Raw genomic sequence first — 15,730 nt, forward strand, 5'->3', positions numbered from 1 at the left:
AAAGCCAAAGGGGTCGCCGAACCGGTCGAGACCTATGAACTGGTGTCGATGCGGCCACGCACGCGCTGGCAGGCCCGCTCATCCGGTGGCCTCAGTCCGCTGATCGGACGTCGGACAGAATTAGATTCCCTCAAGAAACTGCTGGATAGCGCAGCTGCGGGGCACGGCCGCGCAGTGACCATTGTCGGCCCTGCCGGAATTGGCAAATCGCGTCTGGTCCATGAGTTCATCGCCAGCGTTCCGGAAGAGTGGCTCGTCCTGCAAACGACCTGCGCTTCTCAACACGCCAACTCCAGCTACTATCCCGTCAGCACGTTGATACGCGAGCTCTTCGGCGTCCGCGCTGAGGATAGCCCCGCCTCGGCTGCCAACCGGACCAGCACCCGTGTTGCCCGCCTCGATCCAGATCTGCCCCCACATCTTCCGGCCATCCTCTCGCTCCTGGATCTCAACAGCGAGGACGAACACTGGAAAAAGCTCGAGCCATCCGAAAGACGCAACAAGGTCATCGACGCCATGAAGGCGCTCGTCTTCTCGCAGGAACGGTTGACGCCCTTGCTCATCCTGATCGAGGACATCCACTGGGTCGATGCCGAAACCCAGCTCATTCTGAACAGTATCATGGGTATGCTCGATAACGCCCGGGTCCTCCTGGTCGTCACGCAACGACCCGAACGCATCTGGTCCGGCCGAGCGGTTAAATGCCTGGACATCACGCCGCTGAGCGAACCGGACGGTGATCAACTGCTTGTGTCGCTGTTGGGCGATGACGGAAGTCTGGGCTACATCAGACGACGTGTCCTCGCGAAAGCGCAAGGCAATCCGCTCTTCGTGGAGGAACTGGCTCAGGCACTCAAAGATACGAGGGTAATCGTCGGCGATCCGGGCCGCTACAAGGTCCACGATGGATCGTCAAATATCGAAATCCCCGAGACCATTCATTCCGTTCTGGCGTCGCGTATCGACCTGCTTGATCAAGCGACGAAATCACTTTTGCAGATGTCCGCCGTGATCGGCAAGGACATCTCGTTGATCCTGCTATCCGGCATGGTCGGAACTGATCCCGACGAACTGGCCCCTCGTCTTCTGACGCTGGAGTCGGGGGATTTTCTCAGAAAGGCCACCGCCTCCGGCGCCGTCGAATATTCATTCAAGCATGAGCTCACGAGAGAAGTGGCCTACGGCATGATGCTGCTCAGCGTCCGCCGCTATCTCCACGCCAAGGCGATCGAAGTTATCGAGCTTCGCTTCGCTGACCGTCTTGACGAACATATCGACCGACTTGCCGACCACGCGTTTCTCGCTGAGCTATGGCAGAAGGCAGTTCCGTATCAGTTGCGGAGCTGCCGTCGAGCAATCAAGCGCGGCGCCAATCAGGATGCGATCGCCATTTACGAACGTGGTCGCGAAACGCTGCTGCATTGGCCGCGGTCGTCGAAGAAAACCATCGCTGAAATAGATTTGCATCTGACGGTAATTACGGCGCTCGAACCACTAGGCATGCATCAACGTATTGCCGACGTCTTGCGCCAGGCACGCAGGCTGGCCGAAGAATCAGGGGAACCCTGGCGGGTTGCGGCGGTGAATTGTCAGTTGACAGTCGCACTCTGGAGACTTGGCCATCACGTTGAAGCCATGACCGCTGCCCGGACGGCACAGTCGATTGCGGAGAAGATTGGCCAACCTGTCCTGACCTTTGCCGCTCTCCACAATGTGGGCATCATCCACCATGAAACCGGCGACTTCACGCAGTCGCTCGCGTATCACGAAAAATGTCTCGCGATCGAAACGCCGGAGATCGACGAGAAGCGCGCTGGATGGGCTGCGCTTCCCAGCGTGATGCTTCGAACCTTCATGGCCGATTCGCTGATCGATCTCGGCGGCTACTCTCGCGCGGAGACTCTTGCAGAAGAGGCAAGGCTGTTAGCGGCGGCGGCGAACCACTCTTATTCTCGCGCCAACATTAATCATGTTTTTGGTCGGCTCAGGATCGCGCAAGGGCGCCCTGTCGAAGCGCTCGCGCTGCTGAATGAGAGCTGGCAGACATGCCTCGATCTTGAGATGAAACAGATGTACCCGGTCTTCGCGTCCCGGATGGGCGAAGCCTATCTCGCATTGGGCGATGTCGAATCCGCGCTCAACATCCTCGCAGTGCCTGAAAAGCTGGATATTCCGCTCGCTGAACACGCATTCGGCTGGCGCTTTCTGTTCATCGCTCAAGGTCGTGCTTTCCTTGCCGCCGGCCGCAGCAAGGAAGCCAAAGCCGTAGCTGAAAGAGCGCTAGCACTCGCGGAAGAGCGCGGAGAATTGCCGCAGCAAGTCTACGCCAAGAAGCTTCTGGGCGACATTGCCCATATTCTCGATACGAGCAACACGACCACCGCAGAACGATACTATCGCGAAGCGCTCGGTCTCGCCGAACAGTGCTCCATGCAGCCTTACACGACGCTCTGCAACGATGCCCTTGCCACCTTGGTTGCCTGAATCAGACCCTGGCTGCGAGCTCAATCGGCCAGGGCGCGGATGGCATTGATACCTGGCAGGAAAAAGTACGCCCCACCGCGCACCGTGACAAAGGGGCGAGGTTTTTCGATATGGAGATTGAACGGCCTCTGCTGAATGACGAGTTCATCTCCGTCATGGGCAACATGGCTAATCGGATCGGTCCCGACGGGCAGTCCTCCGAACTGAGGATTGTTCAGCCACGAATGCTGGATCATCTCGAACTGACCAGCGATATCGGCGTTCAACGCGATGAATGCTGTCCCGCGCCGAGAACCCTTACCGGTTGTCTCGTCCTGCTCGCCGCGCCTGGCCCCATAGGGCCGGCCGCGCCTGATAATGCGATGCATCTTGGATAGCTTCAGTGCGACATCCGGGTCGGAGCCAATGGCATCGCGCGGATTGGCACGGCGAATATGTGCGCCAATCGGACAGGCCATCCCTGACTCGTCTTCGTAGGCGTAAAGAAAATCATTTCGTGCGGGTGCCGGCGGTGAATCGGCGCCGGCGCGCACCAGCGGCGCACCGTTGCGATACCGACCGATCAGCCGTGCCGCAACCTCCTCCGTCGCCTCGACATCGGCTTTGCCATGCATTCGGATAGCGAGGCTAGCAACAAATTTCTCGAAGGCATCCACGTCCTGCTCCAGTTGCCGGAACACCAGGTAGGTTCCGTTACGCAGCAGATCGCGCAGATTGGAGCCGGGCTTCACGGATTGGCTGCTGATACGCTCCCGGCGTTCATTGCGATAGCCGAGCACAAATTCGCCTGGCTGGACCAGGGAGATGCGGCGGTCTTTTGCGCTCAGGACCTTGTCTCCTTCGCCACTGCCCGCGGGGGAGTGACCAGACTTGGCTTTTTTATCGTTCTTGGCGTTTTCCTCGCTCCGGATCGCCAGGGGCGACCCCTCGATGATCGGCTGCGAGATGCCGTCGACGAAGCCGAAATGCTCCTTGGCATCGTCATAGAGGCGGCCATGGACGATGACGGGCCGGCCGTTACCTTGGTCACCAGTCACAACAACGTCAGCAATGCCGTTCATCGCGCGCTGCTCCGCCTGGACGAGTGCCTGCAACACATGTTCTTCGGATGCATAAAGCAACAGCATGCCATGCACCTCGGCGGACGGCCCCCATCCACCCCACTCCCATCGGCACGGTGAGCTTTCTCCCGCGTCGCCGAGAAGGCCGGAGCGTCGGGGCACCCGTCTGCCAGACGTCGGCTTCGGCGCCATGCCTTCGAGAAATTCCACGGAGAAGTCCAACAGCCGATGCTCGTCGAGATCCAGCTCCTTGAGGCCGCTGGCAGTGATGGCCAGATTGATCGCCGTCCGATCGCCATCACGCATGGTCTTAAGTGCCCGAAGATTCGTCGGCGGTAACCGCAGATCCGGCGCACCATCGCCTTCGGCCTCGATCCTGTCCGCGCGCATCAATCGCTCGGCCAGATCGCGCAGCCAGCGCTTGGCAGCCTCCCGCTGGCCTGGAAGAAAGTGCCAGGCCACATAGGCGGAGTATGGCAATTGCGGATAGCCGCTTAACAGCAGCCCCTGCACATCATGCCATTCAATTTTTTCCGTATGCATGGTTTTTCAAAGACGTTGGAGGAATCGATCGATAGCTGAGGAACTCAACGCAGCGAACAGATCTTGTCTGGTATTGGTGTTCGCATTGATGCCGACGACACCGAGCGTGGGATAGGCGCCGTACCAGACGACGGTTTCCACCTGGCTTTGCCGCACATAGGCCTTGAACGGTCGCGCATCCTGCGCACCTTGCCAGAACAGAAAGCGCGTGGGCGGAAAACCGTAACGATTCCCTGCCGCATTCACGAAGGTGTTGGTCCAGATCGCATTCAGCCCTTTCACGGCGGCGAGATCGATGAACTCATTGAGATAGCTCTCCCAGGCACCGCCGAAATTATCGAGAAACAACAAACGCCGGCCACCATCGATTAACACCCAGCGCGCCGAAAGAATGGTCGGGATGCCACCGAGCTCACCCTTGTTGAACCAGAATTTTGCGAGAGCATTGACGGCGAACAGGACCACTCGAAGGATCCAGTATCGAAGGACACCCGGCTTCACACAGGTGATACTGGCCAGATGATTTTGGTACCGGTTAATTCCGGCTTCCTCACGCGCATACTTGTGCGCGTTATCACGGGCCCGTGTCAAAAGACCCGTCGGATTTTCAAGCGTCGTCCTGTCGCGATATTCGAGTGCGCCAACCATGCACAGGGCCAGTAGTCCAACGAGATAGCCGGCCATCACGCCGCTCCACCCCAAAAGAACCATCAGAAGCCAGCCGTACGTGAGCGATCTGGCCATTCCAGCCACGTTGCTGATGACTGTTTCCGGCAGCAACGCTGCAACGAGCAGGACGCCGACCGAGACCAAGAGGAGCATGGCGAACTGGAGGACGTCCAATGCCATACGCCGCAGGTTTTCGCGCGTCTTGCTGAGAGGCTGAAGTTCGACCATCAACCGCAGCGATGTTGTGCAATACCAACCGACGAGCAACAGCCCCCCAATGCAGACAAGCTGGAACATGACCACCAGCAGCGCGCCCAACGACGTTAAGATCCCACTCGGACCATCCACCAATATCCCGGCCCATGTCGGTGATCTGTCAACGCCGGAGATGACCGCGAGCGTGACTACACCGATGAGCACACCAACCAGCGCGTATCGTGTAACGACCGCCAGTTGCAGCGGAAAGCGCCAAAATAGATGCTGGTCGCGGGTATTCTTGCTCGCACTCCGGAGAAGGAGTTCTGCCCCCCGTACCACGAGCCACATTACGCTCAATAGCATTAAGCCAATCAGCGTTGCCGGCTGTATGACTTCGGTGAGCTGTGAGACCCATGGCAATGCAGATACTTTTGTATCGAGGTGCTGCGTTGCGTGACCGACTGTCTCAAGCCATAGCGGCAACATCGCGTAGAGCGCTGATGGTCGATAGCCCAAAGCCCAGCACACGAGTGCGCCCAGAGCGCATGCCAGCAGCGCAACGACGATACCAGCCGCACCGGCGATCTGGGTTCGAAACGTCATCTGCCATGGCAATTGCGCCGGCTGCTCGGCCCAGCGATTGTCGGCACTGCCGCGGATGCACTCTCGTGTCACGAGATCGAGCAACCCCGCCGGGCGGCCGGGCAAGATCGCATCGGCGAGAAATCGCGCCGAGAGAAACGATACGATTCCCTTCCGGACGCTGTTCTCACCTTTAACCTGCACCACCGTGCGGCCGGGACTGCCACTAAAGAACGTATTCGCACCGACGTCATGGCGCTCCCAATACTCCCGAACCAGATTTGGGGTCGTTGTTCCTGACAACGGATAGCCGACACACCGGCGGTAGACCTCGTCGAAACCAATTGGTGCGTACTTTAACAGTTCATCCAGAAAACCTGCTCTCGGGCCATCGAACGTTGCCTCGAATACGAGACAAGGCCCGACCCCGTCGGCAGCGTCCAGGATGACAAAACTACAAAAATGCAGTCCTGCAATCTTGTCGAATGGGAACAATGGGCGGCACTCAAGAAACGCCGCCTCACCGCCAAACTGCGGGTCAGCATTGTCGCGAAGATAACCCCTGCACCATTCCACTTTGGACGGTTCGATCGGCGTGATGATCGTTGTGAAATCCGGATTCAATGGACGGGCTCCGATCCATTCGCATCGAACGTCACGCGCAGCGAGCAAGGTGCTGGCCCGTCATATCCGACCTGACCGCCCTGTCCGGGCGCGCGCGCCAGACCCGGCAGGCGCATCACCGCGCGCACGATCTCCAGCATGACCACGTCAGCAATGTATTTGCCGAAACAGTGGCGCGGCCCGAAGCCGAAATGAAAGTAGCTCTCGATGGGGCGATCGCGAAATTTGAGCGGGTCTGGAAATGCTTCGGAATCGAACATGGCCGCCAGCGGCGGTGCCAAGACAAGCGTCCCAGCAGGCACTCGCCGCGCCCGCAGCGTGCCGTTGGCTATGATCGTATCACGCGGGCATGTTCGCACCAGCAAAGGCAGCATCGGACGAAACCGCATGGCTTCATAGATGCAGCCACGTAACGCTTCCCGCGCCGCTGCGAGCTGGCCGTTCGGCGCATCAATAGCGACCGATGTCTGATCGTGGTGGATCGCACGCTCGAGTGCGGCGGACAGCTCCTGGACACGCGGTAGCGCCCCGGTCTGCTCCAGCAGCTGATCCACGGCATGGGTGACACCGCGGATGATAGTGGCTCCACCCGTCGCGACCAGCCCGGTCAGATAGCAGCGAATCCACTCTTCATCGAACCAGGCAGGATTGCCCGACTGACCATGGCGGCGCTGCAACCGTGCCAGCAGGCTGTGAGCGGGAATGGATGGGTGCGATGCAGCGGCAGTCGTGGGACCGCCGGATCCAAGCTGCTGCGTCAGTTGACAGGTCAGATCTGCGATATCGGCGCGAGACCGGCTCCACGGAAGCGAACCAACTGGCGGGTTGACCATAATGATGCCGGCCAGATTCCGCATGACGCCGGCCATCCGCTGCCGATCTCCATTCAGTGGTGGGACGCCAAAGTATTCGGCCAGGACGGCAACCATCACCGGCTCTGCCAGATCGGCGACAACGTCGATCTGGCCCGAGTCCTTCAATGCCTCGATGCAGGACTGGCAATTCTCGGAAGCGATCGTCCGGATGAGCTGGGCATCAGTCTTCTCGACTACGTTCTGCAGCATTTCCCTCTCGCGGGCATGCTGCTCTCGTCCATCGACCGTCATCAGAAACGGTCCCCAGGGCATTCCGGACTCGATGGTGTCGCCCAGTTCAAAGTCGTCGAACCGTTCGAGCACCTCGCGTACATCGCTGGCTTTTGTCGCCACAAGGACGTTGCCGACGATCGTGATGGGCCGCACGACGCGCAACACCGCGAAAACCGCCTTGAACAACCGAAGATGGGAGAGCACGTGGCAGGACAGCCGATATTTGACGAGCTCGCCCCACATACGCATGCGCCGTCCGAAGCGATCCACAGCGCTGGCGCCACCTGGATCAAGTCCATTGGGATCAGCCAGCTTCGAGCCGGATACGCCGGTTGCCGACCGATCCGGCGTATCGTCGCCGGCCACTTGATCCCGGAATAGTTTCAATGAATGTTGATCCTGGCCGTCTCCCGGCAGCGCCAGATCCTTGGTCTCGCGAATCCCATGCATCGGTGCGCCTATTCGGCTCGGGTTGGAGTGCTCAGCAATAGAACAAGAGTGTTTTTAGTTGTAGATGTATCCATATTCCATCGAAGATAGCTCGCCAAAATAAGGATTATTGTCAGGCCTGCAAGCCGCAACAACCAGCTGCTGGCCAGCGTCATCATGGCCGACACGTTAGCTGCTGCATTCCCCGCGTCAGTGAACTAGATCACATACAACTGTCCAATCATTCGCATAGTAGCCTCATGGAGGCCAAATGCGACCAACGACAACACAACAACTTGCCATCGAAGCCATGCTCAACAGTCTGCTGGGGCCGCGGATTTACGACCGCTTGTGCCTGGGTATGAAAGTCGGAGGAATGGATGAGGACGTCCTCTACGTCTTTGTCTCCAATGAAGCCTGCGCAGCGGAGATCGAAGCGGTTCACACGGATGATTTTGCCCTGGCCGCCGAACACGTGCTGAATCAGCCCGTCCGCTGCGTGAACGTCATCCCATACGATTTCACGGACCTATCGAGCCCATAGCGGGAGCCCCCTCACCTGTAGGGGAACCAACCCTTCGCGTTAGCAAGCTCACCATCGCCACACGCAGACGAGCCGCGCATTCGAGATGGGGGCGCCCACCGGTCCGGCGTCTAGAAGACTTTCATCGGGTTGCCGACCAGCACTGTAACAGCTAGCACTACAACGACGCCATAGAGGACAAACAGCCCGAGCGTGAGGCGCCGGTAAATGCGGCGATAGGTTTGCTCCAATTCGTCGACGGGTGTCATGCCGAATACCTCCTGATGCCCGGCCACTAATGGACCAAGCACCAGCGAAGTCATATGAACCACATCACACCTTGAGCGGGCTCCCCGGCTCATCGAGGGTTGCGGGCTCGGCTTCGGCAACAGCTGCTAGCGCCTTCGGCTTGAGGACGGCGATACTGCCCGGCTCAAGACGGATCCACCCTTTCAACGACCAGGCACGAAGTTGCTTGTTGATGCTTTCTCTGGTCACTCCGACCATCTCGCCGATCTCTTGTTGAGTCACGATAAACGGACGACCGACGTCAGCAGGCTCGTGTTTCGCGGCCAGGCCGATCAGCAGGCTCGCCAGCCGCGCAGGTAGATCCTGCAAAATGACATGCTCGACTTGCTCACTTGTCCAGCGCAGACGGGCGCAAAGCAAGTGAATGAACTTCACGGCCAGTGCCGGTTGGGATTCGATGAATGGAAAAAAGTCGCGCCGATCGATCACAATCAGCTCGCAATTGGTGTGAGCGATCGCATCGGCCGTTCGCGAAAGCCCATCGAGCAACGCGATCTCCCCGAATATCTCACCTTTCGTCACAAGATTAAGGATAGCGCTACGTCCCTCAGATGAGGCGACGCTCATTTTGACAGCGCCGCTCACCACGACGAAGAGACTATTGCCGGGATCTCCTCTCACAAAGACGGTCGCCCCGCGTCTGAACTTTCGGAAGCTCGCATACCGGCATAGTTGATCCAATGCCTTGGCATCGAGATCAATGAAAAATGGATGGCTGCGTAGTATCGACAATCGGGGGTTGATCTGAGAAACGCCTCGCGCCATCACAAGTGCCGCTCCATGCCAAAAAATATTCAAAACAAGGCTAGACACACTGGTAGTATGAAACGAAGCCCCCTCTCAAGAGTCATAGCCTGCCATGAAGACTTTAAGAAGTAACGCAGGATTTACCGGGAATAACGGCAGAAAGCGACGAGGAGTTTTGCACTCACACCAATGACTTCTTAGCGCCAGAAGCGGTCATTACTCACCCTGAAGAAGGCTGCAAAGAGGTAGGTACAAACGATCTCGCTTGGCTCTAGGGCGCCAAATACTGCAACAATCTCGGATCGTCGCGAATCTCGCCGGCCGAACCTGTCAACGCAACCCGGCCGCGATCCAGCACGTAAGCGCGGCTCGCTACCCGAAGCGCGAGATCGAGATGCTGCTCGACGATGACGACGGCAATGTCCTTCGCCAGCAGGATCAGGCGTTCGGTAATTTCCTCGATGACACCGATCCAGACGCCCTCAGTCGGCTCATCCAGCAGCAGGATTTTTGGATCGGACAGCATGGCGCGCCCGATCGCCAGCATCTTGCGCTCGCCGCCTGACAATGTGCCGGCGAACTGGTCGAGCCGCTGGCCGAGCTTCGGGAAGATCTCCAGCACGCGGTTGACTGCCCCGCTGTCGCGATTGGTCAGCGCGCCGACGGCGAGATTGTCCCGCACCGACAGTTTCGCGAACACCGAATGTTCCTGCGGGACATAGCCGACACCACGGCGGATGCGCTGCTCGGTCGGCAGTTTGCCGACATCGCGGCCATCGAGGCTCACCGCACCGCCGAGCACCGGCAACTCACCGACAATAGCCTTCATCAGCGTGGTTTTGCCGGCGCCGTTGCGGCCGAGAATGGCGACGCCGCCGCGCCACGGCACGCTGAGCGTGACGCCGAACAGCACCTGGCTGCGGCCGTAACCGGCATCGAGTGACTGGATATCGAGGAATTTATCGTCAGGCACGGCGGAGATAGACCTCCTGAACTTTGGGACACGACTGCACATGCTGCACCGAGCCGGTCTGCAGGATCTGGCCCTGATCCAGCACGGTGAGGCGGTCGCAGATATCGCGGATGAAATCGAGATCGTGCTCGACGATGACGAGCGAACAGCGCGCCTTGATCGGCTGCAACAATTCGCCGGTGACGCGCCGCTCTTCCAGGCTCATGCCGCCGGTCGGCTCGTCGAGCAGCAACAGTTTCGGCTCCGGCGCCAGCGCCATGGCGATCTCGAGCCATTGCTGCTGGCCGTGCGACAGAGCGGATGCCGGCTCGTGGGCGCGATCGACGAGACGAAACTGTTCAAGCATCGCCATGACTTTGTCATGCAGCACGCCGCGGGTGCGCGACAGCGCGAGATTGAGCAGCGATGTCTGCGCCTGCAATGCCAGCAGGATGTTGTCATACAGCGTCAGCGCCGGCAGCACGCTGGTGATCTGGAATTTCAGGCTCATACCGTCACGGGCGCGCTCGGCTGGCGAGGCCTGCGTGATATCGTGGCCACCGAAAGTGACGGTGCCTTGCGTCGGTGTCTCGGCGCCGGCGATACATTTCATCAGCGTGCTCTTGCCGGAGCCGTTGGGGCCGATCAGGCCGTGGAATTCATTGGCAGCGATGGTGAGATCGGCGCCGTTCAGCGCCGTGAGCTTGCCGAAGATCTTGATGAGGCCTTTTGCTTCCAGAAGCGTCATGACTATCGCTTCCCCGGACGGCCGAAGCTGCCGACGCGCTCGCGCTCTGACAACAACAGGCTGACCAGTCCTGCGGGACGGAACAGGATAACCAGCAGCAGCAATACGCCAAGAATGATCGGCCAGATGTCCTGATAGCTGTTCGACAGCCAGAAGCTAACGGCCTCAATGACGACCGTGCCGATCACGGCGCCGATCAGCGTGCCGGAGCCGCCGAACAATACATAGAGCACCACCTGGGTGGAGATCACCACGCCCAGCATATTCGGCCAGACGAAGCCTTCGTGGAATGCATAGAGACTGCCGGCGAGCCCGGCGATAGCCCCGCTCAGCGAGAAGATGATCGCCTTGAGGTGCTGCACCTTGTAGCCGAAGAAGGCGATGCGCTGTTCGTTCTCGCGCAGTCCGGCCAGCGCGAGGCCGAATTGCGAGCGCATCAGGAAACGACAGAGCAGATAGACCACGATCAGGAAGCCGATGGCCATGTAGTAATAGGCAGGTCCCTCAGTGAGCTCATAGCTGCCGATTGTCATCGGCGGGATCGAGGGAATGCCGTTCTGGCCGCCGAGATAATACCACCCCCGCGCCAGACGATCGCAGGCATAGGAGCCGGTCAGCGTGCCCAGTGCCACGAAGATGACGCTGGCGGGATGGCGACCAAGCAGCAGAAAGCCCCCGAGCAGCAGCGCGAAGGCGAAGCCGATCAGAATGCCTGCAGGCAGCACCAGCAGGATCGAAGTGATGCCGAGATCGCGCGCCAGCAGCGCCACGCCATACCCGGCCGAGCCAAAGAACACGGCCTGGCCGAAACTCATGATGCCGGCATAGCCCCAGACCAGGTCGAATGACAGCGCGAACAGACAGAGGATCAGCACGCGTGTGGCGTAGACGGTGAGATAATCCTGCAGCACCAGCGGCAGCAGCAGGCCGATGACCAGCACTGCGATCTCGATCATCGGCAGCACCCGCCATTGGCGCGATGCGCTGATGCCTCGCGTCAGAGATACGGCAGAGAGTGGCGTCGTCTCGGTCATCAGGTCGCCAGCATGAGAGAAAGAGAAGCGTGAGTGATATCGGTCACTCCCGCGAGGTTCGGATGATCGGCTCAGCATTCCTTGGGATCGACGAGACCGGCGCTGCGTGCGACGACCTCGTATTTGCCGCCCTTGGCCACCGCCGTGTACATCTTCATCTTGCAGTGCCGCTGACCGGGAACCATCTCGGCCGGGCCGCCCGGACCTTCGGCGATCTTGGCATGGTCGAGCGCCTTGGCAACTGCATCACGATCGACACTGCCGGCTTCCTTGACGGCCGCCTCCCACAGTTTAAGGCCGCGATAGGTACCGGTCGCGGCACTGCCAGCCGCGAACAGGAAATTGCCCGGGAACTGTTTTTCGTAGGCCGCCTGGAGCTTGGCACTGAACGGATCTTCCGGCGTCAGCGCCTTGAAGTAATCGAGGCAGCTTGCGAGGCCCTCGATCTCGGCCGGCTGATTGATGCTGAGCGTGTTCTCGTCATAGTAGACGCAGGCGAGCCGCCCGCCATTCTTGAGGAAGCCTGCTTCGGAGAGCTGCTTGAAGAACGGCCCGACGCCTGGCGGAATGACGGTGTTGAAGACGACATCGACCTTGTTCGAAATGATGCGGTTCACGGTCGACGAAAAATCGATCTGGTCGAGCGGGTAATACTCCTCGAACACCACCTCGCCGCCATTGGCCTCGATCACTTTGCGGGCATAGACGTTCAGCGTATGCGGCCAGACATAATTTGCACTGGGCAGCGCAAACTTCTTGCCGCCATTCTTGATCAGCCAGGGGATGAATTCATCACATTGCTGCGCCGGCGTCGGCCCGGTGCAGAACAAATAGGGCGTGCATTCCTTGCCTTCATAGAGCTGCGGATAGATGTAGAGCGTCTTGCCGCGGGAGACGATGACGTCCTTGATGGCGTTGCGCATCGACGAGGTGATACCGCCGATGACCAGATCGACCTTCTCGCGCTGGATCAGCTTGCGCACATTGCCGACCGCGACGGATTCATTGGACGCAGTGTCCTCGATATGCAGTTCCAGCGGGCGGCCAAGCAGACCGCCGGCATCGTTGATGTCCTTGATCACCATCCTGGCTACATTGGCGTCGGCATTGCCGGCATAGCCCATCGGCCCGGTGAGATCGGTGCCGACGCCGACCTTGATCGGTCCGGCCGCCGCGTTCGCCCAACCTGCCGGGATGACCCAGCTGCCGGCGCCGGTGGCGACGGCCGTACCGAACAGCGCCGCATTGCCGAGAAAGCGGCGGCGGCTGAGAGCGTTGGCGTCATGGGACATTGGACTAAACCCCTTTTCCTGCAACGAGGCCCTGCGGCCGGAATTTGATGAAGATGATGGCGAGCACGAATACCGCGACGTCGGCGATCACGGGCGAAATCACCCACGGCAGCGCCGCACTCAGCGTGCCGATCAGGCCTGCGCCAGCCACCGGTCCGGCAAAGGAGCCGATGCCGCCGACCATGACGGCGACAAAGCCCTGAATGAGAAAGCGGATGCCGAGATCGGCGAATAGCGTGAACACCGGCACGATCAGCGCGCCGGCCAGACCTGCGAGCGCGGCACCGAAGGCGAAGGTTGCACCATAGATTGCGTTGGTCGAAATGCCGGAGGCCCGCGCCAGCGCCGGGTTTTCCAGCGAAGCGCGGATGCGCAGGCCGAAGGCGGTGCGCGCCAGAAGCAGATAACTCCCTGCCATCACCAGTGCGGTGATCACGATGATCACCAGACGCCAGGTTGAGAAATGCATGCCGCCGATGGTCACCGAACCGCCGACCGGCTCCGGTACCGACAGATACAACCCACCGATCAGGCCACGCACGATCTCGCGGATGATCAGCCCAAGCGCATAGGTACCGAGCATGGCGACTATCGGCGCGGCATAGAAGCGCCGGACGATGAGGCGTTCCAGCACGAAGCCTAACGCACCGACGACAAATGGCGCCGCAATCATACCGACCCACACGGGCAAACCCGCGGTGTAAGCAATGTAGGTTACATAGGCCCCGAGCAGAACGAACTCGCCCTGCGCGAAATTGAAGATGCCCATCATGCTGGCGATGATCCCCAGCCCCAGCACGACCAGCACGACGATCGCCCCGAAACTGGCGATCTCGAAGACCGCCATGATCAGATTATCCATGCGCGATCACCGATCCCCGCTTCTGCATGGATGCCTCACATCGTCTTCCAATCGGCGGACTGCTCGAAGGCATGCGCCGCGCGATAGATGGTCATCTCGTCGAAATGCTTGCCGACCAGCATCAATCCGACGGGCAGCCCATCGACCATGCCGCATGGAATCGACATGGCCGGGTGATGCGAAATGTCAAAGGGCGAGGTGTTGGAGATCATCTCGAAGGCGCGGCCGACGATTTCTTCGCGCGGCGCGCCGGGACCCGGCAGCGGCGTCGCCTTCATCGGCGTGGTCGGCATCAGTAACAGATCATAGCTCGCCAGTGCCTTGTCATAGGCGGCGGTGACACGCCGCGAGATGTTCAGCGCCTTGCCGTAAAAACGAGGCCCGAAATTGTTGTTGATGTAGGTGCCGAACAGCAGCAGCAGCTTGGTGGTTTCGGACAGCGAATCCGCCTGCCCGCGCCAACCGCGATGGGCGTCCATCAGCGACGTCGAATAGAGATCCGACCGGCTGAGGCCGTAGCCGTCACCGACCATCATGGTCTGGGTCATACCCTCAGTGCCGATCGGGGTCCACACCGCCGCCGCGGTGAGATGCATCGGAATCGAGATCGTCTCCACCGTCGCGCCGAGATCGGCGAAACGCTTGGCGGCTTCGCGAACGCTGCGGTTGACCGCGTCTTCGGCGCCGAGCTGCTCGAAACCTTCCTTGACGATAGCGATCTTCATGCCTTTGACGCCGGTGCCAAGTGCCTTGGTGTATTCCGGCACTTCCGGCGACTTGATCCGCGGATCATAGCCGTCATCGCCGGCAAGCACTTCCAGCAAGAGCGCATTGTCGGCGACGTTGGATGTCATCGGACCGGTGTGATCGACGAATATCTCGATCGGCATGATGCCGGTATAAGGCACCAGACCCCAGGTCGGCTTCATGCCATAAGTGCCGGAGAACGACGACGGCATGCGGATGGAGCCGCCCTGATCGCCACCGATTGCCATGTCGACTTCGCCAAGCGCCACGACAACGGCACTGCCGGACGACGACCCGCCGGCGGAATAACCCATCTTGTGCGGGTTATGCACGTTGCCCGTCGAATTGGTGTGGCTGCCGCCGGACATGCAGAAGGATTCACAATGCACCTTGCCCATGATATCGGCGCCGGCATCGAGCATGCGCGTGACGATGGTGGCATCGAAATCCGGCACATAGCCTTCCAGCGTGGAGGAGCCATTCATCATCGGCACGCCGGCCAGCATGATGTTGTCCTTCAGCGCGACGGTCTTGCCTTTGAGCTTGCCGCTGGGCGCACCCTTCACCACTGACTTGCGATACCAGGCGTTGCGCGTGTTCTCTTCCGGCGCGGGCCGATAGCCAGGCGTACGCGGATATTTCACTTCGGGTACTTCATCAGGCATCGCCGCCACGACGTTGTAAGCATCGACGGATCCCTGCATCAGCGCGCGGAACGAGGTGACGTCCTCATCGGACAGCGCGAGGCCGCACTGGTCGGCGACGGCGAGGAGTTGATCGGGAGTGGGAAGTGAAACGGCCACGATGATTTCTCCTGATATCCACGATGCAACCGGCG

The 15,730-nt window shown here is 59.9% G+C and carries 13 protein-coding genes; 2 read left to right on the forward strand and 11 right to left on the reverse strand.

Annotated elements, in window-relative coordinates:
• Positions 1–2,484 (forward strand): ATP-binding protein (locus CIW50_RS28175; protein WP_149534469.1); only part of this gene is annotated, 2,484 nt, incomplete at its 5' end.
• Positions 2,485–2,504: 20 nt separating this feature from the next.
• Here CIW50_RS28175 and CIW50_RS28180 read toward each other — a convergent pair.
• Genes CIW50_RS28180 through CIW50_RS28190 form a run of 3 tightly spaced genes read right to left on the reverse strand, consistent with a single transcriptional unit; the run spans position 2,505 to position 7,699 of the window.
• Positions 2,505–4,088 (reverse strand): Dyp-type peroxidase, encoded by a 1,584-nt coding sequence (locus CIW50_RS28180; protein ID WP_149534470.1) that lies wholly within the window; start codon positions 4,086–4,088, stop codon positions 2,505–2,507.
• A gap of 6 nt (positions 4,089–4,094) precedes the next feature.
• Positions 4,095–6,161, reverse strand: a complete 2,067-nt coding sequence (locus tag CIW50_RS28185; protein ID WP_149534471.1) for a hypothetical protein — start codon at positions 6,159–6,161, stop codon at positions 4,095–4,097.
• Positions 6,158–7,699, reverse strand: a complete 1,542-nt coding sequence (locus CIW50_RS28190) for a cytochrome P450 (protein WP_149534472.1) — start codon at positions 7,697–7,699, stop codon at positions 6,158–6,160. The genes CIW50_RS28185 and CIW50_RS28190 overlap by 4 nt, the downstream gene beginning before the upstream one ends.
• 250 nt (positions 7,700–7,949) lie before the next feature.
• Between CIW50_RS28190 and CIW50_RS28195 the strand changes: the two genes are divergently transcribed.
• The gene (locus CIW50_RS28195) at positions 7,950–8,222 is read left to right on the forward strand and encodes a hypothetical protein (RefSeq protein ID WP_149534473.1); all 273 of its coding nucleotides are present in this window, start codon (positions 7,950–7,952) and stop codon (positions 8,220–8,222) included.
• 110 nt (positions 8,223–8,332) lie between these two features.
• Here CIW50_RS28195 and CIW50_RS28200 read toward each other — a convergent pair whose 3' ends face one another.
• The 8 genes from CIW50_RS28200 to CIW50_RS28235 all read right to left on the reverse strand — a co-directional run bounded on the left by CIW50_RS28200 (position 8,333) and on the right by CIW50_RS28235 (position 15,695).
• Positions 8,333–8,524, reverse strand: coding sequence for a hypothetical protein (locus CIW50_RS28200; RefSeq protein WP_149534474.1), 192 nt, complete (start codon positions 8,522–8,524; stop codon positions 8,333–8,335).
• Between the two features lie 10 nt (positions 8,525–8,534).
• A complete protein-coding gene (locus CIW50_RS28205; protein ID WP_149534475.1) occupies positions 8,535–9,275 on the reverse strand; it encodes a Crp/Fnr family transcriptional regulator in 741 nt (246 codons plus the stop codon).
• Positions 9,276–9,528: 253 nt separating this feature from the next.
• Positions 9,529–10,230 (reverse strand): ABC transporter ATP-binding protein, encoded by a 702-nt coding sequence (locus CIW50_RS28210; RefSeq protein ID WP_068734624.1) that lies wholly within the window; start codon positions 10,228–10,230, stop codon positions 9,529–9,531.
• Positions 10,223–10,957 carry an ABC transporter ATP-binding protein gene (locus CIW50_RS28215; RefSeq protein WP_149534476.1) on the reverse strand — a complete coding sequence of 245 codons (735 nt, stop codon included), beginning with the start codon at positions 10,955–10,957 and terminating at the stop codon, positions 10,223–10,225. The genes CIW50_RS28210 and CIW50_RS28215 overlap by 8 nt, the downstream gene beginning before the upstream one ends.
• A 2-nt stretch (positions 10,958–10,959) precedes the next feature.
• Positions 10,960–11,991, reverse strand: a complete 1,032-nt coding sequence (locus CIW50_RS28220; RefSeq protein WP_149534477.1) for a branched-chain amino acid ABC transporter permease — start codon at positions 11,989–11,991, stop codon at positions 10,960–10,962.
• A gap of 71 nt (positions 11,992–12,062) precedes the next feature.
• A complete protein-coding gene (locus CIW50_RS28225) occupies positions 12,063–13,283 on the reverse strand; it encodes a substrate-binding protein (RefSeq protein ID WP_149534478.1) in 1,221 nt (406 codons plus the stop codon).
• 4 nt (positions 13,284–13,287) lie between these two features.
• Positions 13,288–14,145, reverse strand: a complete 858-nt coding sequence (locus CIW50_RS28230; protein ID WP_149534479.1) for a branched-chain amino acid ABC transporter permease — start codon at positions 14,143–14,145, stop codon at positions 13,288–13,290.
• 35 nt (positions 14,146–14,180) lie between these two features.
• Positions 14,181–15,695, reverse strand: a complete 1,515-nt coding sequence (locus CIW50_RS28235; protein ID WP_149534480.1) for an amidase — start codon at positions 15,693–15,695, stop codon at positions 14,181–14,183.
• Positions 15,696–15,730 lie beyond the last annotated feature (35 nt).

Source organism: Tardiphaga sp. P9-11 (assembly GCF_008329525.1).
In the GTDB taxonomy this organism is placed as follows: domain Bacteria; phylum Pseudomonadota; class Alphaproteobacteria; order Rhizobiales; family Xanthobacteraceae; genus Tardiphaga.

Coding starts and splice junctions, on each gene's coding strand:
- CIW50_RS28180 (WP_149534470.1), bottom strand. CDS start 4,088: ATGCATACGGAAAAAATTGAATGGCATGATGTGCAGGGGCTGCTGTTA.
- CIW50_RS28190 (WP_149534472.1), bottom strand. CDS start 7,699: ATGCATGGGATTCGCGAGACCAAGGATCTGGCGCTGCCGGGAGACGGC.
- CIW50_RS28195 (WP_149534473.1), top strand. CDS start 7,950: ATGCGACCAACGACAACACAACAACTTGCCATCGAAGCCATGCTCAAC.
- CIW50_RS28200 (WP_149534474.1), bottom strand. CDS start 8,524: ATGACTTCGCTGGTGCTTGGTCCATTAGTGGCCGGGCATCAGGAGGTA.
- CIW50_RS28205 (WP_149534475.1), bottom strand. CDS start 9,275: ATGGCGCGAGGCGTTTCTCAGATCAACCCCCGATTGTCGATACTACGC.
- CIW50_RS28215 (WP_149534476.1), bottom strand. CDS start 10,957: ATGACGCTTCTGGAAGCAAAAGGCCTCATCAAGATCTTCGGCAAGCTC.
- CIW50_RS28220 (WP_149534477.1), bottom strand. CDS start 11,991: ATGACCGAGACGACGCCACTCTCTGCCGTATCTCTGACGCGAGGCATC.
- CIW50_RS28225 (WP_149534478.1), bottom strand. CDS start 13,283: ATGTCCCATGACGCCAACGCTCTCAGCCGCCGCCGCTTTCTCGGCAAT.
- CIW50_RS28230 (WP_149534479.1), bottom strand. CDS start 14,145: ATGGATAATCTGATCATGGCGGTCTTCGAGATCGCCAGTTTCGGGGCG.